Origin of the sequence: Shewanella sp. 10N.286.45.A1 (genome assembly GCF_041470405.1) — a bacterium.
Classification (GTDB): domain Bacteria; phylum Pseudomonadota; class Gammaproteobacteria; order Enterobacterales; family Shewanellaceae; genus Shewanella.
Genome location: NZ_JBFRMK010000020.1, coordinates 1 through 24,321 on the forward strand (window position 1 = coordinate 1; position 24,321 = coordinate 24,321).

Here is a 24,321-nt window from a genome sequence, read left to right on the forward strand (position 1 = left end):
AAAGTGTTTTGCCAATTTGTTTAACCTCAGCCGCACTACGTGAGCCCCTCAGTCTTTCCACTTCTGCTTTGCATTGGCTTAAAAGGGAATAACCATTTCTTTACCAATGCGCTTTGAATTGAAAAGACTGAGAGGCTCTGAACGGGTCAAATACTTAATACAATTGGTATAAGATCCTGCAGGAAGCGGACAGCATGATACTCACTCGAATTCTTACCAAGAAGCTCACTAGTTTTTGGCTAATGTCATTAGCCGGAGTTGCCTTTATCTGTTTTATCACTGCTATGTTTAGTTTCTTTCAGCTTACATATGCCTTTCAACAGCAAAAAGTCTCAGAGCTTGAAAGTATGTTGCAGCAGCAATTCGCAGTAAGTATTGCGCCAGAACAGCGGTGGGAACTAAATAATTGGTTGCCACCGTTATTACATGCTTATCAGGCAGAGTCATTCGTGCTTAGCAGGGGCACTGAAACACTGTTCGAATATAAGCAGGATAAAGCGCAGCAGCAGGGTGTGCGATACAGTAGCGAACTAGAATATGACCTAAAGATGGTGCTGGTTTTACCTCAACCGTTTAATAAGCATGAAGTCAGTGCTTACGAGTGGATGATTCTTGTCATAGGCTGTATTGCAGTGATGTTATTTGTGCGGTTTGGTTTTAGATGGTTTTCAGAGCAACTTAACGGCATTGAAGGTTTGGCTCAACGGGCTAATCTGATCTTAACCGGTCAACGTGATAAAGCACTAGCAGAGAAAGGGCACGGTAGGCCTAGGATGATAAACCGTGCTATGACACAGCTACTGCTTGAGCTTTATGAAGCGCATAAAGAGCGCGCTCGATTTGATCAGTTTATTCGCTCGAATACTTTCTTAGATGCCGAGACTGGTATTGGAAACCGTCTATTTCTGAAAAACCGCCTAGATGCACTAAGTAATAGCAACGGCATGATGACTCCGGGCGTTTTGTATCTGTTTGAGATGGAAGATTTGGATCTGTTAAGCCGAGAAATTGGTGAGCAAGAGCTCAATGAAATACTGTCTCAAATTATTACGACCATCAACCAAATCTTAGTGAGCAAAGCGAATATCATCTTTTCACGTCGCTCTTACAATCAGTTTGCTGTTGTCGTGCCACAAATTTCGCAAAAAGAAGCAGATCAACTGGCAGCAAAATTATTAAAAGCAAGCTTAAGCCGAATAGACAGTCTTATCGATACCACCGATGATTTCCTGCATTTAGGCGGAGCTTACTTTGAAGAGGGTAATGACAAAGATGCATTAGTTGAAGAGGCTGAGCTTGCACTGCGTTCGGCTCAATTTCAGGGCGGTAGTAGTTGGTTTATGTATGATAAAGGTGCTGTTAACGGCGACTTATCAAAAGGCTCTGTACGTTGGCGTAGCTTTTTAGAAAATGTGTTGGTCAGTAAAAGAGTGTTTTTGTTTTCTCGACCTGTCGTCGACAGCGATTTAAATGCGCATCATCAAGAGGTTTCTTGTCGGTTGCGTGATACCCAGGGTAACTTGGTGCGTGCAACACTATTTTTACCTATGGCAATTAAATGTGGTTTAACGCCTCAAATAGAGAGGCAAGTGATTGAGATGGTGTTGTTTGATCTATTACCGAAACAAGATGATACTAGCCTTAAATTCAGCATAAATCTAAGTTTAGACACTTTGACCAGTCGTGCTTTTGTTCGTTGGTTAAAAACCACGTTGCTGGAATATCGACACTTAGTTCCGCGGATTATCTTCGAGATCAATGAGGATATTTTAGTCCATAATCAAGAGGTGTTAACCGAACCTCTGGATATGATCAGTAAGATGGGAGCTGGTGTCTGTGTTGATCGAGTTGGGCAGCAGGTTGTTAGTACTGAATATTTACAGCGTTATCCTATTTCGCTAATTAAAATACATCGCTCTATTGTTAACCAAATACACTTGCGTGCGGAAAACCAATTGTTTGTTCGAAGCTTAATCGCCGGTTTATTTCGCACTGAGGTGCAGGTGTGTGCCGAAGGGGTTGAGTTATTTGAAGAGTGGCAGACACTGCAAATTTTAGGTGTGAGCGCAGGGCAAGGGAGCTACTTTAGCGAACCCGTAGAAGAGATCTAGTTGTACATAAATAATACAGGCGTTCAACGCAAAAGGTTTTATGGATGTTTTTTCTATAATATTCAGCTATTAGTGGTTACACTAATGACATAAGAAGACTATTGTTCTAATCTCAACAAGTGCTCCTAACAAGCTAATATAAAGTCGTTCTCAGAATTCGACACAATTTAATATTTTTCAGTAGAAATTGACAGTATTTAAGGCATGGATGAATGGAAGATAGCTTGCTAAGCAAACTTCACTTTTGGAAGAAATCTGCTCCGACCATAGAGTTAGGGCTGTATGTTTGTGTCGATAAAATATATGCATATCAAAGTAGTAGCGATACTTCTCCTGAAAAATTTTCGAGTTTTAGTTTTAAAGAGTTTGACTGGAAAGATGCCTTTGAGCAGCTAGTCAAAGCGCTGGGGCCTGCAAAAGTTCAAATAGTACTATCTGTCGACTTTTACCAGCTGATCCAAGTAGATCAGCCAAATGTTGAGCCAGAAGAGATGAGCGCTGCACTGCTTTGGTCGGTAAAAGATCTGGTGAGTCAGCCTGTAACTAATATCCACCTAGATTATTTTGAATCATCTAAGCAAACCACTAATAAAGTCAGTGTTGTCGTCGCAGAAAAAGCTCAACTAACTAACCTTTTAGTGGCAGCTAAAGCGGCTGGAATTGAAACGTGTGGCGTAACAATCGAAGAGATGGCAGTCACTAATTTATTCAATGACAATCAAGCAAGGTTGCTACTGAGCCATCGAGCGGGTGGAGAGTTGCTGCTCGCGGTCGTGAAAGATGGCGAGCTATACATGCAGCGCAGAGTGAGAGGTTTTTTGCAGCTAAATACCGTAGCAGCAGAAGACTTGGCTTTTGGTTTAGCTGATAACTTAAGCCTTGAGATCCAGCGCTCAATGGATTTCTTTGAAAGTCAGTTGCGAGAAGCGCCTGTTGCGTCTATTGATTTGCTCATGCTTGGGGCTCGTGATCAATTAGCCACTTTAGTCAGTGATAACTTCAACCAAAGCGTGACTCCCTATCAAACCGAGTCAGTGGAAGGTGTATTCTCTCAGATGGCGTTAGCTGAATTTTCAAGAGGTGAATCACAATGAAGTTAAGAGTTAACCTTTATTCTGAGTCACTATTTCCGGCCGAATTACGCTTATCTTTTTTAAGGCTAAAGCAAGTACTCGTAGGCCTAGTGCTAATTCTGCTGTTTGGCAGTGCGCTCGCTTATGGCTTTGTTTCTAGTCTTGAGTCTGAGAGGCGCGAACTGCAGCAATCCAAAGCCTTGCTTGATGAGCAAAAAGCTGAACTTGAAGATGAGATAGCTAAAAGACAGCCAAGCGCTCCTTTGGTAGCTGAAGTTGAATTGAAGGCCCAGCAGCTTGAACTTAAACAGATGCTTATGGGCAAGTTAAGCCAACAAGAAGAGCTAACCAGTTATGGCTATTCGCCATTGATGACGGATTTGGCCAGTGTCGCGGATCGCAGCATTTGGCTTAACCGTATTCAGGTTAATGAAAATCGCTATATTTTTGAGGGATACACGTCAAACCCTCAAAGTGTGCCTAACTGGATTGATAGATTAAAAACCACCACCACACTCAAAGGACATGCATTTGCATCGATGACGATGAGCCTAGGGGAAGATCAGCCATTAGCATTTAAATTAACTAGCGACGCTATGGAAGCCAACGCGACGGAGGTTAACAAATGAAGCAGTATTGGAATGATTTAGCTGCCAAGTTTGATCTGCTTAGCCAACGTGAAAGGGTTTTGGTGGCGGCTGCAGTGTTAATTGTGGTGGGGATGATTTTATATCTACCACTAGAGTCTTTATTGACCAAGCATAGTCAGCTGAAGCAACAGATAGCATCGCTTAAAAATGAGAACAATATCTCTGAGCAACAGATTGCACTCTATCAGCAAAGTTTAGCCACTGATCCGGATACAGAGTATCGTCAGCGTTTAGCTAATATCATTCAACAGACCAAGCAGATAGATGAACAGCTGTCTTTTGAGATGGTTGATATGGTGCCAGCTGACCATATGCCAGCTTTGCTTGCAGGGCTACTTTCAAATGTAAAAGGTATTAAATTAAAAGCGTTTACCTCTATTGCTCCTACGCCATTGTTAGAGGTGGGTGAAGAGAAAAAGATGAATTTGTATAGTCATGGTATAAAGCTCGAATTTACCGGTGATTACTTTTCAGTACTACGTTTTGTTGAAGCTGTAGAAAACATGCCGAATAAACTCTATTGGCGTAGCATGGACTACAAGGTTGATGTTTATCCGCAAGCCGCTATCACGCTAGAGCTTTATACCTTAAGTATAAATAAGGACTTTATTAGTGTCGCTAAAACCAATTAGTCACTCGTTACTTCTCCTTGTTATGAGCGGGATATGCTTTAGTCTCAATGCCGCCAGCTTGCGAGATCCTACGCAGCCAGGTGCTGGTTCGATTTCAACTAGCTCAACTGCAGTGAAAGTTAATAAAACATTAACGCTCAATAGTGTCGTCATTAAGCAGAGTGGCGCTTTTGCGGTGATAAATAATGAAATATATAAGAAGGGCCAGCGAGTACAAGGTGTTAAAATTGTGCAAATTGGCAAGGATACTGTGTCGTTAGCGGATGGCCGTAAATTGACAATGTTTAAAGCGATTACAGAGATTAAGGGGCAATAACCAGATGCGCTCAATATACTACATAACCCCTTTAATGACTTTGTTGCTGGTGGCCTGTCAGGCTGTAGACCGACCTAACCCTGTTGAGTCAAAACAGGCGATAGCTGAATCATTAGCGACTGCGGAAAGTGCCGCCTTGGCACCGCCTCCTGCAGTATTGCCTGACGAAGTACAACGAGAGCTAGCCTCAAACAGTTTGCTGGCTGGTTTTACTCAAGCTAAAAGAGTTGAACGTCGATTTGATGTATCGGCCCATGATGTTGATGCCAAGGTTTTCTTCCCTAGCTTAGTGCAAGGAACACCGTTAAGTGTTGCTGTTCACCCTGATGTCTCTGGGACTATATCTCTTTCTTTAAAAGGGGTAACACTTAACGAAGCGTTGCAGGTGGTTGAGGATATATATGGCTACGAAGTTAGCCGAGAAAGCCGTATTTTACGGATCTACCCAGCGGGAATGCGTACTGAAACCTTTTCTTTGAATTATCTGTATATGGAGCGCCAAGGTCTATCGTTAACGTCGGTTAACTCTGGACGGATTTCAGACAATAACAATAGCTCAAGTGGCAGTAATAATAGCGACAGTAGCAATAGTAACTCTAATAACAGCTCTAACAGTGACTCAAGTTCAAACGGCGAAAGTAGTGAGCAAACTAACGGCACTTTTATTCGTTCTAAGACTAAATCTGATTTTTGGGGTGAGCTAAAAGAAACGCTGGTCTCAATCGTTGGTGACAGCGGAGGCGGACGTCAAGTGGTGGTCACTCCGCAAGCCGGACTGGTGACTATTCGTGCTTATCCGAATGAAATTAGACAGGTGCGTAATTTTATTAAAACCGCTGAGAGCCACTTACAGCGCCAAGTTATTCTAGAAGCTAAAGTGTTGGAGGTAACGCTTTCAGATGGATACCAGCAAGGTATTCACTGGGAGAGTGTATTGGGTCATGCTGGCAGCACTGACATCACGTTTGGCACTAGTCCAAGTACTGGTCTGAGCGATAAGATAACCAGTGTGTTAGGCGGCGTAACCTCTCTTCAGCTTAAAGGTTCTGATTTCAGTACCATGATTAGCTTACTTGATACGCAAGGTGACGTCGATGTACTGTCTAGCCCACGAGTTACCGCATCTAATAACCAAAAGGCCGTGATTAAAGTTGGTACCGATGAGTATTTCGTTACCGATGTCTCTTCAACTACGGTTGCGGGCACAACACCGGTGACGACACCTGAGGTCGAGCTAACCCCGTTTTTCTCTGGTATTGCACTAGATGTGACTCCGCAAATTGATGCCGAAGGGAATGTGTTATTACACATTCACCCATCTGTTATTGATATCAAAGAGCAGACGAAAACCATTAAAATCTCCGATAGCACTTTAGAGCTACCATTAGCGCAGAGCGAAATTCGCGAATCCGATACCGTGATTAAAGCTGCAAGTGGTGACGTGGTGGTGATTGGTGGCTTGATGAAGAGTGAAAACATCGAGCTGGTGTCAAAAGTACCGCTGTTGGGCGATATTCCGTATTTAGGTGAGGCATTTACTAACCGAGCCAATTCTACTGTCAAAACAGAATTGGTCATCTTGCTTAAACCCGTGGTTGTAGGCGCAGACACTTGGGAGACTGAACTTAAGCGCTCTCAAGAGCTGCTTGACCGTTGGTATCCTGAGGAGGAGTAGGCTTGTATCTGCAGCATTTTCGGTTAACTGAAACGCCATTTTCATTGACGCCGAATACAGAGTTTTTCTTCGGCTTAGCACCGCATGTAGAAGCCTTACAAGTGCTGCAAACAGCGTTGCAAACCGGAGAGGGTTTTATCAAGGTGACGGGTGAAGTCGGCACAGGTAAAACCTTAATTTGTAGAAAGCTTATCAACGAGCTGCCTGAGCGATTTCATTGTGCTTATCTGCCTAATCCATATTTAACGCCCGACGAGCTTCGCTGGGCGGTAGCAATGGAGTTAGGGCTTAAACATTCTGCTCAAATAGGTCAACAGCAACTCACCGGACTGATTCAACAGCAATTGATGGCACTAAGTGCACATGGCCACTCCATTATCTTGGTGTTAGATGAAGCGCAAGCGCTGCCCGATGACAGTTTAGAAGCGTTGCGATTATTTACTAATTTAGAAACAGAAAGCCGTAAGCTGTTACAAGTGGTGTTGTTTGCCCAGCCAGAGCTAGATGAAAGGTTAGCGCAAAATAAATTTAGGCAATTAAGGCAGCGGATCACCTTTAGCTATAGTTTACGCTCGCTCACATTAGAGGAATCATCAGCCTACATTCAGCATCGCCTGCAAGTCGCTGGAAGTGAAGGTGAGACGTTATTTACCCCTTTGGATTCGAAACGTTTAGCGAAAGCTGCACGAGGGATCCCAAGACTCATTAATATTTTGTGCCACAAAGCTTTGCTGGTTTGCTTTGGAGAAGGCGCTATTAAGATTTCGAAACAGCACGTTGATGCCGCTATTGCAGACACTGAAGATGCCATAGTATCCAAGGTTTCTTTGTTAGCTTGGGTATTAGCGATAGGCGCAATCATTGGCATGATATCCGCTGCTATTTATTGGCTAAAAGGAGGCGTTGCATGAGTGTCATCAACAAAATGCTCAAAGACTTAGATAAACGACAGCAGCCTCATGGTATTGAAAGCATGGCTAAGCCACAAAGTGCAGTCATGCCAAAGCGACAGACAAAGCGCCCATTGATTTTTGCTTGCTCATTATCATTATTGCTTGGCGGTTTAGTTGTTTATTTGGTTATGGAAACGGCGTCAACTAATACTAATCAGCTAGTGGCGCAGCAGAAGCAGGCTGCTCAGTTGCCGGTAGCACAACACGAGGTCGATTCAAGTGATGCCGTGCATGGGGTTAAGTCTGAAGTTGTTTCACCGACTGTGATTGATGCTGATGTTATCACTCAAGCTGTTAAAGATAACCCCGTTGATGTGGTTAGAGTGGCTACAAATATCCCGGTGGCAGAAAGCACAACGGCAGACAAAGTGACGGCAGATAATGCATTAGCGCCACAAGCAGAGACTAAACCGGTGAAGAGCAATCAAGTCGATGTCATTGCTCAGACAACATCGAGTCAAGCTGAAGACAAACAGCTTGCTAAGAAAACAGTGAGCTCGATGAGTATTGCGCCTACCAAAAAGGGAAATCAACAAAGATACTCTGGCAGCAATATGGCTGTTAAAGAGGTGAAGTTAACCCCACAGCAGCTAGCGCAGAAACAGATGATTTTGGCTAACGACGCTCAGCAGCAAGGCTTACACAGTGATGCACTAACTTACTATAAAGCGGCTTTATCCTATAACCCCGCGCTCCATCAGGCGAGGAGACAAGCAGCAGCACTTTATTATGGTCAGAATAAGCTCTCTGAGGCTGCTCTATTATTGAAGCAGGGGCAATTGTTATTTCCACAAGAATATGAATATGCACTATTGCTTGCTCGAGTGCAGCAATCAGCAGGGCAAAATAAACAGGCATTGAGCAGTTTAGCGCAGATCCCCGATACCAGCCCACTCGCGGTTAAAAAATGGCATCAGCAGAGCGATTTAGCTCAAAAAGAGCAAAATTTTCCGGTCGCAGAACAGAGTTTTAGGCAGCTTGCTAAAAATGAACCTAGCCAAGGACGTTGGTGGATGGGACTCGGCTATGCGCTTGACGCACAAAAGAATTATACCGAGGCTAAAAATGCCTACAATCAAGCCTTGGCACAAGGAAACCTGTCATCGCAAGCGCAAGCTTATGTCGATAATCGATTGCTGCAGTTAGGAGCATACTAGTGAAACCTAAGTTAAAAATGCGGCTCGGTGATCTGCTCGTTCAAGAGCATATCATCACTGACGACCAGCTCGGCCAAGCGCTTAGTGAGCAGCGAAATTCAGGCAAGAAGCTTGGGCGTACGCTAATTGATCTCTCTTGTATCACTGAGGAGCAGTTGCTGAAGTTTCTGTCACAGCAACTTAATATCCCTTTCTTAGATATCAGCAAGCGTTCTATCTCTCCTGCTGTTGTTGGATTGCTGCCAGAGGTACAGGCACGTCGATATCGTGCATTAGTCGTTGAAGATCAAGGCGAGTCAGCCCTAGTCGCGATGAGTGATCCTGCCGATCTTCAAGCGATGGACACCTTGGAGGGGCTGTTAGTTCCCAAGCGGATTAAAATTGCAGTTGTCACAGAAAACCAGTTACTTGATGCTTTTGATAACCTTTATCGCCGTACTGAAGAGATCGCAGAGATAGCGGGTAAGCTTGAAGAAGAGTATGCCGCTGACGATCTATTTGACCTTGCTAACCTAACCGACGGCGACAGTGATAACGAAACCACAGTGGTTAAGTTATTGCAGTCGATATTCGAAGATGCAGTGCAAATGCGTGCCTCGGATATCCATATCGAACCCGGTGAAAACGCCTTAAGGATCCGCCAACGTATTGATGGCCAGCTGCACGAGAATGTATTGCCTGAGGTTAATATTGCTGCCGCGCTAGTGTTACGTTTGAAGCTGATGGCTGGGCTTGATATCTCTGAGAAACGTTTGCCGCAAGATGGCCGTTTCCATATGGAGATTAAGGGTCACAAGATTGATGTGCGTATGTCTACCATGCCGATTTATCATGGTGAATCAGTCGTTATGCGTCTTCTGGATCAATCAGCAGGCTTACTAACACTGAATGAGACCGGTATGCCGCCCGAGATGTTGGCCCGCATTAGAAGACAGATTAAGCGTCCTCACGGCATGTTGCTGGTTACAGGGCCAACGGGTAGTGGTAAAACCACCACTTTGTACGGTGTACTGAGCGAATTAAATACCGCTGACATAAAAATCATCACCGTTGAAGATCCGGTCGAGTATCAACTGCCGCGCATTAACCAGGTGCAAGTTAACCATAAGATAGGCCTGGATTTCTCTAACGTACTCAGAACCACCTTGCGTCAAGATCCTGATATTATCATGGTGGGTGAGATGCGAGACCAAGAGACAGTCGAGATTGGTCTGCGTGGTGCATTAACCGGTCACTTTGTCCTTTCAACGCTGCATACCAATGATGCGGTAACCAGTGCGTTAAGACTGTTAGATATGGGGGCTGCGGCTTATCTTGTCGCCAGCGCACTTAGAGTGATTATTGCTCAGCGTTTGGTACGCCGGGTATGTCAAAACTGTGCTAGTCCTTACACACTTACTGCACAAGACAAAGCGTGGTTGTCTACCGTTAGCAAACTAGACTTTTCTAATGCGACCTTTAGAGCAGGCTCAGGTTGTCAGAGCTGTAATGGTAGTGGTTACCGTGGTCGAATTGGTGTGTTTGAGATCCTAGAGCTCGACGAGCTGATGATTGAAGCGATGCGTTCCGGTAATCCGCAAGAGTTTACTAATGCTGCTTATAATAGCCCTAATTTTACTCCGTTAGCTGATTCAGCCCTAGACTATCTTGCTCAGGGGATGACAACCATTGAAGAGGTTGCCAAGTTAGTTGAAGATGTGAGTGATGATACGCTCGTGATCAGTGAGGGAGCATAATGCCAAGTTATCAGTATCGAGGACGCAGCGCACAAGGAGAGCAGGTGACTGGCCAGTTAGATGCTAGCTCAGAAAGCGTCGCGGCTGACCAACTGATGTCTCGTGGTGTGATCCCGTTAGAGCTGTCGCTTGCCAAAGAGATAAAGCAGTTTTCGCTCAAGTCACTGTTCAAGGGCAAAGTCGCACTTGATGAGTTACAGATCTTTACGCGGCAGATGTATTCACTGACTCGTTCGGGCATTCCGATTCTAAGAGCTATCGCGGGTCTTTCTGAAACTACCCATTCACAACGCATGAAAGATGCCTTAAATGATATTTCTGAGCAGCTAACATCGGGTAGGCCACTGTCCTCTGCGATGAACCAGCATCCTGACGTATTTGATGCGCTTTTTGTGTCGATGATCCACGTGGGCGAAAATACCGGTAAGTTAGAAGATGCCTTTATCCAACTATCAGGGTACATCGAGCGCGAACAAGAGACCCGCAGGCGGATAAAGGCCGCTATGCGTTACCCTATATTTGTTCTAATCGCTATCGCGATAGCCATGGTGATCCTCAATATTATGGTGATCCCTAAGTTTGCCGAGATGTTCTCACGTTTTGGTGCTGACCTCCCGTGGGCAACCAAGTTACTGATTAGTACTTCCAGCGTATTTGTTAATTACTGGCCAGTGATGATCGTGGTGCTAGTCGCCTCTTTTGTTGGCATTCGGTATTGGCACGGTACCGAAAAAGGCGAACGGCAATGGGATCGCTGGAAACTGAATATTCCTGCTGTCGGCAGTATTATTGAGCGCTCGACCTTATCTCGTTATTGCCGCAGTTTTTCGATGATGCTCAGCGCTGGTGTACCTATGACTCAAGCGCTTAGTTTAGTGGCTGATGCGGTTGATAACGCCTATATGCATGACAGCATAGTGGCAATGCGGCGCGGGATTGAGTCGGGTGATTCAATGTTGCGAGTACATAATAGCAGTCAACTATTTACACCACTGGTGCTACAGATGGTTGCCGTCGGTGAGGAGACAGGCCAAATAGATCAGTTACTTAATGACGCGGCTGATTTTTACGAAGGTGAAGTCGATTACGACCTTAAGAACTTAACGGCAAAGTTAGAGCCGATACTGATTGGTTTTGTTGCCTGCATTGTATTGGTGCTAGCACTAGGTATATACCTGCCTATGTGGGATATGCTCAATGTTGTTAAGGGGGGGGGCTAATGAGCATTGTGGGTAGTGCCAGTGCTTAGTCAACAAAAGGCTGATATTGAGCTTTTAACGCTTTTTGGCAAGATTTCTTCGCTAGTTATACTGTTATTAGTGTTATCTTATTTAGCTTTTAATTATTTTGGTAGTATTAAGCAGGCAGGCCAGCAACATATTCAGGTTGATCACAATCGACTACTAAATACCTTAGGTATTATTCGCTCGCAATGGTTGATTAGAGGTAAGCCTTCACCGCTAAAATTGGACTGGCGCAGTGAGCCCAAGGGTGATATCGCGGCAACCGGTTTCGTGGCTATGGCTGAAGGCGGATGGCCTATACTTAATGAAGCAAGTGCTGTAGGTTGTCGAGAGTTGATTGACGAATTGTTGGGAGCTGGTTATTCGCAACAAGTTGTCACTCGATTCAATTCTAGTTCAGGAGTGTGCCGATATATTGACGTGTCTGGTGGAAGTATTAGCTATCAAACGGGCTCTGGGCGAGTCATATTTTTGACAAGACGATAGTAAATAGTGAAATTATCTGTTTTCTATTTTCAACAAGCTGATAGAATAAGCATATAACCAAAGGGGATTAAAATGATTAGACAGTACCAGAAGGGTTTCTCTCTTATCGAATTAGTGATTGTGATTGTGATTTTGGGTCTGCTGGCAGCAACAGCAATACCACATTATTTGAATGTAACTGAAGAAGCTGAAGATGCCAGTGTTGATGGTGTTTCTGGTGGTTTGGCTACAGCAGTGAGCTTTGTGCGCTCACAGTGGGAAGTTGATGGACGTAATAACCCTAGTGTCGTGCTAGATGGGACAACAATTGCTCTAGACACTCGTTTTGGCTTTCCGACAGGTGTTTCTAACACCAGCGCAACAAGTATGACGAATCCTATTTGCAAAGAGGTTTTTGATAATGTTCTGCAAAACGCTCCTCGTAATGTTTTGTCTACCGGGCAAGATGCAAGAGGAATGCGTTATACAGTAAACGTAGAAAATGGTGCCGGTGGTGAAGTGATTGGTTTGGATGGAAGTCGTGAAAGTAACGTTGATTTATGTGTTTATTATTTAGTTGTATCGTTAACGCTCAATGATAATGGTAGACCTACTCCAGCCCCAACAAGAGATCCAAATACTGGTTATAAATTTATAACGTATAATCCAGGAAACGGTCAGGTGCAAAGCTTTATAAACTAAATTTTTTTGTAGTTGATGATTATTTGAAGTAAAAAAATCAATCATTAGCTGTAACTCGTATTTTGAGGAATGAAAATGAATATCAATATGCAAAAACAGAGCGGTTTTACCCTAATCGAATTAGTGGTAGTTATCATTATTCTAGGTATTTTGGCGGTAACCGCAGCACCTAAGTTTATTAACCTGCAGACAGATGCAAGACAATCCGCACTGCAAGGTGTTAAAGGTGCTATTCAAGGCGCTAATGGCTTAGTTTTTGCCAAAGCTGCTTTAGCTGGGAAAGAAAAGCTAGCTGCAACAGGTTGGGCTGCAGATGCTGATGACGGTGTAGATATCGGTGCGGAGGATGTGGCTATTACACAATTTGGTTATCTTCAAGCGACTGAAGGTGAGCTTAATAACGCTATTGATGCTGATTTCGGTACAGCTAATGCAGATTGGATTGTGTCTGGTGTTGCTAATAGTGGTGTAATAACTATTACTCAAAATGGCGCTCCTGATGAATCTGGCAGTGGTGCAACTTTAGAGGCTTGTAAACTTGTTTACACCCAAGCTGCTGATGCAAATACTATCCCTACATACGTGATTACTGATAATGGTTGCTAATCGGAGCTTTCAAATGCAAAAACAAAATGGTTTTACACTGATTGAATTAGTGGTAGTAATTATTATTTTGGGTATTCTTGCGGTAACCGCAGCACCTAAATTTATTAATCTTCAGGGTGATGCTCGTGTTTCAGCTTTGCAGGGTATGAAAGCAGCTGTTCAAGGTGGTAATTCACTTTATTACTCCAAGGCTGCAATTGCTGGTAAAGAGAAGCTTACTGGGCAATTGATTGAAGGTGCGACACTTAACTACGGTTATATACAAGCAACTGAAGATGAGCTCGCAAAGGCTTTAGACATAACAGCTGCTGATTGGACTTTTGCTGAAACTGATGCAACAGCTAGCACAGCTGCTTTTGTTGAAATATCTCAGAAAGATGCACCTGCAGCATGTAAGTTTACATATACAGAAGCAAAAGATGCAACTACATCACCTTCTTATGGTGCGGTTCCGTCTGCTGATGACTGCTAAATCGAAAAGTTATTAACTAAGGCCTGCTAAGCAGGCCTTTTTTGTAACTAATACAGTTACTAACTCGTTTAATTTGCCATACTTATTAAACTGTTACACACTGGGAATAAGTGTTTGCAGTATTAGCAGCTAGCACTGCTACTGCATGAGCCTAGAACTAGCACCATTTGCATTCAAATGTAGCGCCTTGATCGAATTTAGAAATACTCCGCAGCATCAATCAGGACAGAAAATGCTTACAGCGCACCGTCAAACAGGCTTCACCTTAGTTGAGCTTGTGACCACTATTATTCTTATAGCCATTCTTTCGGTGGTGGTGATTCCGCGTCTTTTTACTACTTCCAGTTATAGTGCCTTTACCCTGCGCGAAGAGTTCATTGCTGAACTGCGCAAAGTGCAGATTATGGCGATGAATAACCAAGACCGTTGTTATCGTTTGTCTGTTACAGCTACTCAATATCAAGTATCTCGCTATAACGGCAGTTGTACGGGCACGCCTACCCGCATAGATGCCGCACAAGCCTTTCAAGGTGGTGCTTCGCTAATGTTAACCAATACCACAACCACCAACTTCGGTGTCGAGTTTAATGCCCAAGGCGTACCGATTGTGAATGGTAGCTTTTGCAGTGGTCGTTGTATTACCGTTCTCGCTGATGAGACCCAATGGATTGCAATTGAGTCGGAGGGTTATATCCATGCGGGCTAGTTGTGTCACAAAGCCTTCTAAGGCATCTCATAGGGGATTTACCTTAGTTGAGCTTGTGGTCGGTATGGTGGTTATCAGTATCGCTTTTGTGATGCTCAGTACCATGCTATTCCCCCAAGCTGAAAGAGCTGCAGATACTTTGCATCGAGTTCGCTCGGCTGAACTAGCACACTCGATATTGAACGAGATTTGGGGCAAACGTTACGATCAAAACACCAATGCTAATGGCGGCGTGCCTGCTTGTGGTGCGGTCGAAAAACCGCTGTTGGGTCTGCCTGCAGGGGTAACTTGTACTGCTGAGGATGATTTAGGTCCAGACGTCACAGAAGGCCGTAATGACTTTAACGATGTTGATGATTATCACGGACTGAAAATTAGCGATAACATGCTCAATAGTAACGACACCTATGCCAGTCGCTACATCAATTACGGCTTAGAAGTAATCGTTACGTACAACAATCAACTCAGCTTGAACAGTAAATTGGTAACTATTAATGTCACAACGCCAAGCGGTGAAGTGATTACCTATAACGCGATAAGGAGGAATTATTAATGTCTCGATTATTAATTTTTGCCCGACGTCGTACTGAGAAGTTGGCTATTAAAAGCCACGGTTTTACCTTAGTCGAAATGGTCACTGTGGTGATTATTCTAGGTATTTTGGTGTTAGGCGTGAGTAGTTTTCTCATATTTGGTACTCGCATATTTATTGATTCAACCTCGGTTGAACAGGTGATGAGTCAGAGCCGCTTTGCGATAGAACGTATGACTAGAGATCTTCGCAATGCAGTGCCCAATAGTATTCGAATTAACACCAGTTCCAGCACTATAAATGGAGCGAAAAATTTTACGAATGAGTGGCAATGTATTGAAATGATGCCAATTAGCTCAAGTGCTTCCTATATATTGGCACCAGTCGCCCCGTTACCAGCTGCCGACAGTGCTTTAGTGATGCAAGCAAGTAATAGTGCCCCACTAACGAAAGATCAGCTGTTACTCATTTACCCTCTAAGCCCCGCAGATGTTTATACGACTGCAGATGTCACTCCAGGTAAGTTATTTACCATAAAAAATATTAGCGATAGTGTCTTAACCAATGCTACTACTGTTAAATTTGACAACACGGTGCAATTTACTGAAATGTCACCACGGCAACGTTATTTTGGGGTGACAGGCGCGGTAAGTTACTGCTTTGAAAAAGTTACCAATGAATTGAGCTTATTGAAGCGTTACTCGGTGTATGACTTTGATGACGCTGCAGTGCGTGGGCCTGACGATTTTAAAAAGGGAAATAACAAAGTTGAGGGAGTATTAATGGCTGAGAATATAGTCAATACCATCGCAGCTAATAACCCGATGACATACACGCCTGGCACATTGCAAAATAATGCCATGGTTCACCTCAACCCATTGTTTGATGTGCAGGGGCAAGCGCTGCAATATCATCATCAAGTGCAGGTGATCAATGTTCCTTAATCAGCCGCAGAATAAAATGAAGCATACTCTTCAACAGCCTTTGGCCAATCAGCGCGGTAGTGCATTGATTATCGGTGTTTTTATCATCACCGTGATGTTCTTATTGGCAGCGACACTTATCAATGTTTTAGATGATGCAGACCAGCAAATTAGCCTTGAAGTTTGGGGTACTCGTGCTTTCGCTGCGGCCAATAGTGGTGCCGATCGTGCATTGGCAGAGCTATTTCCTGTTGACCAAGTTGGTGTCGGCGCCTGTAATGCCGATACAACTTGGGATATTGCTACCGATACGGGTTTAGTTGGTTTTCATGGCTGCTCGGTTAATATCAGCTGTAATGCTGTGACCACTACAACACTACCGATAAATATGACGCAGTACTTGATTACCAGCACAGCCACTTGCAGTACAGGTCAGTGCGACTCAGGCAGTAATAGCGATGCCAGTTGTATCCGCGTTAACCGTACTGTGGAGGTAGAAGCCCGTGAGTAATTTCAAACGGCTTATGGTTTTAATTTTACTCACTACAGTTGTCCCTAATACTGTAAGTGCCTTTGATGATATTGATGAGGCATCTATTTTCCCTAAAGTCGCACAGGGACACCGAGGGAATAATAACAGTGGAAATTGCCGCCTAGACAGCAAGTTGACCATGAACGGGCAGAGCAGGATTAATGGTACGAATGGTGATAGTTTATCCTTTTGCAGCAGTAATGATGGCTCAGGATTATCGAATTCAAGTTGTGATACGGCAAGTGGTGGCGACAGAAAATGTACCATTACCAACATAAATATCAGAGGCTTAAAGCTTGATGATGATCAAGCGTTTCAATCTGGAAGTGGTTCTGACCAAGGTTTGGGAAGCTGTAATGCTTCGCAACAATTAAGTCTTGGTGCTAGTGGCGATAATGAGTTTGCTGCTATCAGTTTGTATAGCAGTTGTACCTTAACAATGTCAGATACACAAAATGAATATTTCTTTAAAAGTATTGAACTTGGCGGTGGTGCTACTATTGTTTTTCCTACGGGTGATTATTGGATCGAATCATTAACTCTTAACCAAAATAGTAAGATTGTACTAGCAGGTGATGCCCGCATATTTATAGAATCCGCAGCAACCTTTAATGGCACTGAAATTAATAAAGATGCACTGCATAAGTTAACGATAGTTGCTTATGATCAGCTAACTTTCAACAGTGGTTCACAAATTGACGCAAATGTTTTTTCTGACTCCACAGTTTCCATTAATGGAAGTGCAGTTTATGGGAAGGTTACTGCCCGAGATTTAACTATGGCAGGGTCGAGCTCTATCAATCCGGCAAGCATTCCTCCTACCCCTCCAAACCCACCCGTTCCTGCTCAATGTTTAACAGGCCAAGATAATGTTTATGGCTTAACTTATCGCACCTATGACGCTAGTGATTGGGATGATGATGGTGATAGCCCTGAAGATCATGATGATTTTGAAGACCTCATTAGCACCGTAAAGAAGACAACTTATCAAATTGGTGAGTCGGTAGAGACCAACCTTGATCAAAAAGGTAACGGCATAAACCCTCATTCAGCTAATTCGGCTGACCAAGATCTGTATTTAGGCATATTCGAGGGCTTTATTAATGCGCCTGAGACTGGGGAATATACTTTTGCAATTGATGGCGATGATGCAATCGAACTGCTAATTGATGGGGAAGTGATAACTGGTTTTTATGATGCTCATACAACTTGTGACTGTACGAGTTACCAAGGCAAAGTGTCATTGGAACAGGGGACTCACTCTATCGAATTGAGATTCCATGAAGCCTTTGGTTATGAAGCGTATAGGCTCTATTGGCAAAAGCCCTCAGATAACTCGCTTTCCATAGTACCAGCATCTAGCTTATTAACTTGTCCAGCTCCACAGTTTGAGTTTGGCAGAGTAACGTTAGATGATAACGGTCAAGCAGTGATTGATTTTGACAATGACTATGTGGATGCTCCTATTGTCATGGTCATGCCTACGATTGACGGGGCTGACGCAAACAGTGATAACCCTGCCACCGTCAGAGTTGTTTCAAGAGGGCCTGATGATGCCAGTATTCAACAAATTAATTCATCTGGTTCATCGACGCTTTTTAAGAAAATGACTGAAATAGACTACTTTGTTATGGAGTCGGGATATCGATTTCTTGAGCGAGGAAAAGCGCTGCAAGCGGGGACTATTTCTACCAGAAAATACCAAGGTAACAATGCCTCTGGGCCAAATCCAGGTTATAGCAACGTAACTTTCGAGCATCATTTTGGCGCTGAACCAGCAATGCTAGGGCAAACATTTACTCAGGCGAATAATAGTTTTATCAACACGGTCATTAATGGTATTGCTGGTGATGAGTTTAATATCGCGATTGAAGTATCTGAACTGTATAGCTCCATTGATAATGAAGAGCTAATAGGCTATGTCGCGGGTTTAGGTCGTGGAACTATGGTTGTTGATGGTGAAAACATTAAGTATGAATTTGCCAACGGAACAAATTATGGCGTTGGGGTTGTGGACTTACAAGCTCAATGTGACTTTGATAATGCATATGAACAAACGTATTTAGCTCAACCTATTACTATCGCGAATAAAAATTCACGTGCGGGGCCCGATGGTGGTTGGGTAAGACGTTGCACTAAAGATTCTTTCGCTAATCAAGTAAGCTTTGTTATTGATGAAGATGAGCAAGATTTAGAACGTTTACATACGGTTGAAGATATTGGTTATTTTGCTTTTGAATATACCGCTGAGCCACCGGCAACCAACCATTACCGTATTAGCTTTAGCTCAAATGGACTGACTTGTGCAGCGAAAGAGATAGAGATTAAAGCCTGTAGTGATGCCAGCTGCAATTCACTGTTAACCGGTCCCGCCACCGTTACCCTCACAAAAGACGATCAAAGCTACTCAACAGAAACGTTTACAGGCTCAACAACTACTGATTTATGGCATACAACAGCTGGCAGTATCAAAGTTGGTTTGGGTGCTACGATTCCCTCAGGCACCTACACCTGTTTTATTGATGGCGTTGCAGTTGATAACGATGCTTGTTTACTTACATTTTCCGATAGCGGATTATATTTTGATATCGATAATACTACCGCCTGTAAAAACAGTAATAGCTTTGCGCTGTTTGCAGTGAAAAAAGACACGCAAACACAGCAGTGTGCGCCGCTATTTGCGGATAAAGTTCGTAGCATTGATTTGGATTTTAACTATATCACTCCAGACAGTAGCGAAGTTAATGAACGCGCTCAATTAACTGTGAACAGTGAAAATGCACCTACTAGTTCGCTAACGCTAACCAGTGGCACACCTCAAGGCTTGCAGGTTAAATTTGATAGTAATGGTAAAGCCAGCCTTAACGTTAATTACCCAGAAGCAGGCAAAGTTGCCTTAATCGCGAGTGCGTCTATTGAGGCGCCTGATGGTAGTGGTGATATAGAGCTGCTGCAGCATAGTAATGAGTTTGTGTCTGCGCCCGACGGTTTCCACTTTTTTAACGATTCAGGAACTGATGGTTGTATTACTGCTGATTGCACACTGTTTGCTAAAGCGGGAGATAATTTTAAGTTAAATGTAAAGGCGGTTTGTGGCGTCGATGACAATACTCCTTATAAAAGTAGGCCAGCGCTAAAGAATTTTCAGCAGAGCGACATAAAAATAAAGCCGATACTCAAAGCGCCATTAGCGATTAACCCTAGCGACACGGTAGATGGTGGGTTAGGCAGTATTGGACAGAATGAGATAAGTTTTACTAAAACCAATAGTGCGCCGCTTAAGCTAGTCGATCAAACCTACTCAGAAGTGGGGGCTGTCAGTTTTGCCTTAGATGGCGACATTGATTATATGGGGGCGCCGATTACTGAATCACAAAGTAGTAGTGAGACCTTTGGCAGATTTAGTCCCTATTATCTTTCAATTGAAGAGAATACCCCTTCGCTAAGTGCTGCCTGCGGCAGCTTCACCTATATGGACCAGCCATTTGGTTTTGCAGTAGGCAGTGAGCCAACCATTAAAGTTGTCGGCAAAAATAAAGCTAATGCAACAACTAACAATTACCAAATTGACAAGTGGTGGCGCTATGACGGCAAAGTGTGGAATGATCGCAGTTATAGCGACACCTCAGGGGCGCAATCAGATGACGGTTCGGCGTTACAGATATTGGATGAATCTCCGAAGTCAGGTGAACTCAAATTCTATCCAACAGACAGTAACAATGCGATTCGACGGGCTTATTTAAGTGGTGCAATGGTACATTACGCTCGAACATCGTCACTGGCAAAACCATTCAATGCACAGTTCGATTTAGACTTATCTATCGCTGATGTGACCGATGACGATGCTATTTGCTATCGTGAGTCTGAAGATAAGAACTGTATCGGTTTCACCTTTAATGACATAGCTGAAAACGACAGCTTTGAAATGCGTTACGGCCGTTTGGTTATGCAAAATGCCTATGGTCCTTCATCAGAAGAGCTACGCCTTGAGCTTGGCACTGAATACGTAAATGCCAGCGCCGAGTGGGTGAGTAATGCTCAGGATAGCTGCTCTGTCTTCGATACCACTTCTGCAACGCTCGTCGACGATACCGGTTTAGTGCTCACGCCAGATACAGGGCTTGAAGCGGTTGAAGGGTTTACCAGCGTCGGTGGCAGTGGCAAAGTTGGCTCAATAGGGCTCGGCAATAGCTTTATCTATTTTCCCGCGCCAAATGCCGAAGGCGAGGTGGGTTTACAGTTGCATGTTGATAAGTGGCTACAGTGGTATTGGAACTTCAATAGCACTGGACTGGAAGACCCAAGAGCCAGTGCTTTTTTTGGTACTTATCGCGGTCATGATCGCATTATATATTGGCGAGAAGTTAATTAAACGTAAGCAGTATAAGCATAAGCGCTATTAACGCGTGACCGTGGCAAACTATTGACTCACAGTTTGCCTCGTTTTTGCAAAAAACTTTGCTTCATTAGCAAATGTTAACGTCTACGGCCTTGTGGAATATACAGAGCGTGATAAAGTTACCTGATTTCTTTTTTCTTCGACTCCACAGAGACAGGCTGGTTACATGTTCAAGAAGCTACGCGGCATTTTTTCTAATGATCTTTCGATCGATTTGGGTACAGCTAATACGCTAATTTACGTCCGCGAAGAGGGGATCGTTCTGAACGAACCTTCAGTGGTTGCCATCCGTGGAGAACGAACGGGTTCGGGTCAGAAGTCGGTTGCGGCCGTCGGTACTGAAGCTAAGCAGATGCTAGGTCGTACTCCTGGAAACATTCAAGCAATTCGTCCAATGAAAGACGGTGTGATTGCTGACTTTTACGTCACTGAAAAAATGCTACAGCATTTTATCAAGCAAGTGCATAACAACAGCGTGTTCCGCCCAAGCCCACGTGTTTTAGTTTGTGTCCCTGTTGGTGCTACCCAAGTTGAGCGACGCGCTATTCGCGAATCAGCAATGGGCGCGGGTGCACGTGAAGTGTATTTGATTGAAGAACCAATGGCTGCTGCAATTGGCGCCGGTCTTCCGGTTTCTGAAGCAACGGGTTCAATGGTTGTTGATATCGGTGGTGGTACTACAGAAGTGGCGATTATCTCGCTAAACGGCGTAGTCTATTCTTCATCTGTACGTATCGGTGGTGACAAGTTTGATGATGCTATCATCAACTACGTACGTCGTAATTACGGTAGCTTGATTGGTGAAGCAACGGCTGAACGTATTAAGCACACTATTGGTACAGCGTACCCAGGCGATGAAGTATTAGAAATTGAAGTACGTGGTCGTAACCTTGCTGAAGGTGTACCGCGTAGCTTTACTCTAAACAGTAACGAAATTTTAGAAGCACTGCAGGAGCCGTTATCAGGCATCGTTAGTGCTGTTATGGTTGCACTAGAACAGTCTCCACCAGAATTGGCATCTGATATTTCAGAGCGTGGTATGGTACTGACTGGTGGTGGCGCGCTTATTCGCGATCTGGATCGTCTACTTATGCAAGAAACAGGTATTCCTGTGATGATTGCTGACGACCCACTCACTTGTGTGGCTCGTGGTGGTGGTAAAGCCCTCGAGATGATCGATATGCACGGTGGCGACTTATTCTCCGAAGAAAATTAAGACGGTTAAAAAGGGCGGTGATTACCGCCCTAGCTTTTTATGAAACCTATTTTTGTTCGCGGTATATCCAACCAATTTAGATTGACCTTAGCTGTCATCATGTCAGTGATTTTACTTGTCGCTAATGACAGGCTTGAGCCTGTGCGTAATTCCTTGTCTTCACTTCTAAGTCCATTGCAGTATGTCGCCAATATCCCTGGGGTATTGCTTGACGAGTCCGCTGAAAGTTTAGCAACTCGCAATATGTTGGCTAAGCAAAACAAAGAGCTGTTACGCCAGCAATTGTTGATGAGTGAACGCTTACAACGTTTTGAGCACCTGCGACAGGAAAACGACCGTCTACGTGGCTTACTCGGATCTCCAGTACATATGGACTCCAAAAAAGTGGTTGCTGAAGTGATGGAGGTCGCCAGCGATCCTTTTCACCAATATGTAGTGCTTAACCGTGGTTCACGCAGTGGTGTTTTTGTTGGTCAACCCGTCGTTGATGCTCAAGGCGTCGTCGGTCAAGTTGTACAGGTGAGTGAGCTCACTAGCCGAGTGTTGCTGCTTTCTGATACTTCCCATGGTATTCCCGTTCGAATTACTCGTAATGATGTGCGCATGATGGCAATAGGTACAGGTTCTATCGATGAGCTTGAGCTGCGTCATGTTGCCAAGAGTACTGATGTTCGAGTGGGAGACTTACTCGTGTCTTCAGGACTTGGTAAACGTTTCCCTGAAGGGTATCCGGTTGCTCGAGTGATGTCGGTCGAAAAAGATGATGGTAAAAATTACGCGACGGTGATTGCACAGCCGTTGGCTGCATTAGATCGAATCCGCTACTTGCTGTTAATTTGGCCTGATATCGAAGCAGATGAAGAAGAGTTGATTACATCTGAAGATGTGAAAGCAGTATTAGAATCCAGCAAGGAGGCGACACCATGAGTTTACATGTCGCAAATGGTCGTTGGATCGTTTGGCTGAGCTTATTAGTGGCGATGCTGTTTCAGATTATGCCATTGCCAGAGTTGGTACAGGCATGGCGCCCAGATTGGTTATTACTCGTTATTATTTACTGGGCGATGGCATTGCCACATAGGTACAACATACTCACAGCTTGGGTGCTGGGGGTCATGTTGGATATTTTGCTGGGGGCGACGTTAGGTATTCGCGCCTTTGCTATGTCGATTGTGGTGTATGTGGTGGTGTTGCATTTTCAACGTTTACGTAATTTCCCTATGTGGCAACAAGCTTTGCTAGTCGCCATTCAAGTGGCACTGTATAACCTGATTGTTTTTTGGGTTCAGTTTGTCACTGGGACTGCAACTTTTGACATAACCTTGTTTTACCCAGCATTTTCAAGCTTGATCATGTGGCCTTGGATTTTCTGGATCTTACGTCGAGTCAGGCGTTTATATAAAGTCCGTTAGTGAGTTGAGCTGGTCACTATCCTTGTTTAGTTATTTTCTAGTTGCGCCGCATCTTCTTTGCTAAGTGCGAGCTAATAGGTATTGTAGAATGAAGTTAGTACTCGCTTCGGCATCACCAAGACGCAAAGAATTGTTGGCTCAGTTAAGTTTTTTGAATGCCACTGAAAACGCCTCATTTAATTTCGATATTCTGGCAACAGATATCGATGAGAGCCACCGCAGTGGTGAGTTAGCTGAAGACTTCGTGGTGCGCTTAGCCACTGAAAAAGCACTAGCGGGTCTTAATCTACACCCTGATAATGGTCAGATTGTGGTGTTGGGCTCCGATACTATCGTGGTGCTAGGTGACAAGATATTGGGTAAACCAACAGATGATGCAGATGCTAAGGCAATGCTCACTCAGTTATCAGGTCAAGCACATCAAGTGATGACTGCTATAGCCGTTACCGATGGTGTTAAAACACTTAGTAAGTTGGTCATAACGGGCGTAAAGTTTTGCACGATGACCGAAGCTGATATTTTGGCTTATATAGCGACAAGAGAGCCAATGGATAAGGCTGGTGCTTATGGGATCCAAGGACTCGGAGGCAGTTTTGTAGAGGCTATTGAGGGAAGTTATTCCGCAGTAGTTGGGTTACCTTTGGTAGAAACCCGTGCGTTGTTGTGTGAGATGAAAGTTTTATAACCCTATAAATTAATAATAACAAAAATTGTGGTTGTAAAAATACTCAGTAGCGTCGAATCCTTTTTAAGTTAGCTATTTCCCTAAGTGGGGTGAGTTTTGAATACAGGTCGAATCGTACCAGGCA

The 24,321-nt window shown here is 44.0% G+C and carries 23 protein-coding genes; all 23 read left to right on the top strand.

The window, feature by feature from the left end; translation table 11 throughout:
* Positions 1-194: 194 nt before the first annotated feature.
* The 23 genes from csrD (at position 195) to AB4238_RS01900 (ending at position 24,197) form a co-directional block, all read left to right on the top strand.
* Positions 195-2,111 (top strand): RNase E specificity factor CsrD, encoded by a 1,917-nt coding sequence (gene csrD / locus AB4238_RS01790; RefSeq protein ID WP_372030814.1) that lies wholly within the window; start codon positions 195-197, stop codon positions 2,109-2,111.
* Positions 2,112-2,323: 212 nt separating this feature from the next.
* The gene (locus tag AB4238_RS01795) at positions 2,324-3,205 is read left to right on the top strand and encodes an MSHA biogenesis protein MshI (RefSeq protein WP_372030816.1); all 882 of its coding nucleotides are present in this window, start codon (positions 2,324-2,326) and stop codon (positions 3,203-3,205) included.
* Complete coding sequence (locus AB4238_RS01800) at positions 3,202-3,813, top strand: PilN domain-containing protein (protein WP_372030817.1); 612 nt, start codon at positions 3,202-3,204, stop codon at positions 3,811-3,813. The genes AB4238_RS01795 and AB4238_RS01800 overlap by 4 nt, the downstream gene beginning before the upstream one ends.
* Positions 3,810-4,466, top strand: coding sequence for an MSHA biogenesis protein MshJ (locus tag AB4238_RS01805; RefSeq protein WP_372030818.1), 657 nt, complete (start codon positions 3,810-3,812; stop codon positions 4,464-4,466). The genes AB4238_RS01800 and AB4238_RS01805 overlap by 4 nt, the downstream gene beginning before the upstream one ends.
* Positions 4,447-4,782, top strand: coding sequence for an MSHA biogenesis protein MshK (locus AB4238_RS01810; protein WP_372030819.1), 336 nt, complete (start codon positions 4,447-4,449; stop codon positions 4,780-4,782). The genes AB4238_RS01805 and AB4238_RS01810 overlap by 20 nt, the downstream gene beginning before the upstream one ends.
* Positions 4,783-4,786: 4 nt before the next feature.
* On the top strand, positions 4,787-6,457 hold the full coding sequence (mshL, locus tag AB4238_RS01815; RefSeq protein ID WP_372030820.1) for a pilus (MSHA type) biogenesis protein MshL: 1,671 nt from the start codon (positions 4,787-4,789) through the stop codon (positions 6,455-6,457).
* 2 nt (positions 6,458-6,459) lie between these two features.
* Complete coding sequence (locus AB4238_RS01820) at positions 6,460-7,368, top strand: ExeA family protein (RefSeq protein ID WP_372030822.1); 909 nt, start codon at positions 6,460-6,462, stop codon at positions 7,366-7,368.
* Entirely contained in the window at positions 7,365-8,567 is a 1,203-nt protein-coding gene (locus AB4238_RS01825) for a tetratricopeptide repeat protein (RefSeq protein ID WP_372030824.1), read from the top strand. The genes AB4238_RS01820 and AB4238_RS01825 overlap by 4 nt, the downstream gene beginning before the upstream one ends.
* Complete coding sequence (locus AB4238_RS01830) at positions 8,567-10,303, top strand: GspE/PulE family protein (protein ID WP_372030825.1); 1,737 nt, start codon at positions 8,567-8,569, stop codon at positions 10,301-10,303. The genes AB4238_RS01825 and AB4238_RS01830 overlap by 1 nt, the downstream gene beginning before the upstream one ends.
* Entirely contained in the window at positions 10,303-11,523 is a 1,221-nt protein-coding gene (locus tag AB4238_RS01835) for a type II secretion system F family protein (protein WP_372030827.1), read from the top strand. The genes AB4238_RS01830 and AB4238_RS01835 overlap by 1 nt, the downstream gene beginning before the upstream one ends.
* Positions 11,524-11,544: 21 nt before the next feature.
* Positions 11,545-12,033, top strand: coding sequence for a hypothetical protein (locus AB4238_RS01840; protein WP_372030829.1), 489 nt, complete (start codon positions 11,545-11,547; stop codon positions 12,031-12,033).
* A 75-nt stretch (positions 12,034-12,108) separates the two neighbouring features.
* Positions 12,109-12,714 (top strand): prepilin-type N-terminal cleavage/methylation domain-containing protein, encoded by a 606-nt coding sequence (locus AB4238_RS01845; RefSeq protein ID WP_372030867.1) that lies wholly within the window; start codon positions 12,109-12,111, stop codon positions 12,712-12,714.
* A gap of 87 nt (positions 12,715-12,801) precedes the next feature.
* Positions 12,802-13,320, top strand: a complete 519-nt coding sequence (locus tag AB4238_RS01850) for a type II secretion system protein (protein WP_372030868.1) — start codon at positions 12,802-12,804, stop codon at positions 13,318-13,320.
* A 13-nt stretch (positions 13,321-13,333) separates the two neighbouring features.
* Positions 13,334-13,792: a type II secretion system protein gene (locus tag AB4238_RS01855; protein WP_372030831.1), complete on the top strand. Its 459-nt coding sequence runs from the start codon at positions 13,334-13,336 to the stop codon at positions 13,790-13,792.
* 232 nt (positions 13,793-14,024) lie between these two features.
* Positions 14,025-14,498, top strand: a complete 474-nt coding sequence (locus AB4238_RS01860; RefSeq protein WP_372030870.1) for a Tfp pilus assembly protein FimT/FimU — start codon at positions 14,025-14,027, stop codon at positions 14,496-14,498.
* Positions 14,488-15,051: a prepilin-type N-terminal cleavage/methylation domain-containing protein gene (locus AB4238_RS01865; RefSeq protein ID WP_372030833.1), complete on the top strand. Its 564-nt coding sequence runs from the start codon at positions 14,488-14,490 to the stop codon at positions 15,049-15,051. Before AB4238_RS01860 ends, AB4238_RS01865 begins: the two co-directional genes overlap by 11 nt.
* Positions 15,051-15,974, top strand: coding sequence for a PilW family protein (locus tag AB4238_RS01870; protein WP_372030834.1), 924 nt, complete (start codon positions 15,051-15,053; stop codon positions 15,972-15,974). Before AB4238_RS01865 ends, AB4238_RS01870 begins: the two co-directional genes overlap by 1 nt.
* Positions 15,975-15,990: 16 nt before the next feature.
* The gene (locus AB4238_RS01875; RefSeq protein WP_372030835.1) at positions 15,991-16,464 is read left to right on the top strand and encodes an MSHA biogenesis protein MshP; all 474 of its coding nucleotides are present in this window, start codon (positions 15,991-15,993) and stop codon (positions 16,462-16,464) included.
* Positions 16,457-20,857 (top strand): DUF6701 domain-containing protein, encoded by a 4,401-nt coding sequence (locus AB4238_RS01880; RefSeq protein ID WP_372030836.1) that lies wholly within the window; start codon positions 16,457-16,459, stop codon positions 20,855-20,857. Before AB4238_RS01875 ends, AB4238_RS01880 begins: the two co-directional genes overlap by 8 nt.
* Positions 20,858-21,050: 193 nt before the next feature.
* Positions 21,051-22,100, top strand: a complete 1,050-nt coding sequence (locus AB4238_RS01885) for a rod shape-determining protein (RefSeq protein WP_371990792.1) — start codon at positions 21,051-21,053, stop codon at positions 22,098-22,100.
* Positions 22,101-22,139: 39 nt separating this feature from the next.
* The gene (gene mreC / locus AB4238_RS01890; protein ID WP_372030837.1) at positions 22,140-23,027 is read left to right on the top strand and encodes a rod shape-determining protein MreC; all 888 of its coding nucleotides are present in this window, start codon (positions 22,140-22,142) and stop codon (positions 23,025-23,027) included.
* Entirely contained in the window at positions 23,024-23,512 is a 489-nt protein-coding gene (mreD, locus tag AB4238_RS01895; protein WP_372030839.1) for a rod shape-determining protein MreD, read from the top strand. The genes mreC and mreD overlap by 4 nt, the downstream gene beginning before the upstream one ends.
* 88 nt (positions 23,513-23,600) lie before the next feature.
* The gene (locus AB4238_RS01900) at positions 23,601-24,197 is read left to right on the top strand and encodes a nucleoside triphosphate pyrophosphatase (RefSeq protein ID WP_372030840.1); all 597 of its coding nucleotides are present in this window, start codon (positions 23,601-23,603) and stop codon (positions 24,195-24,197) included.
* Positions 24,198-24,321 lie beyond the last annotated feature (124 nt).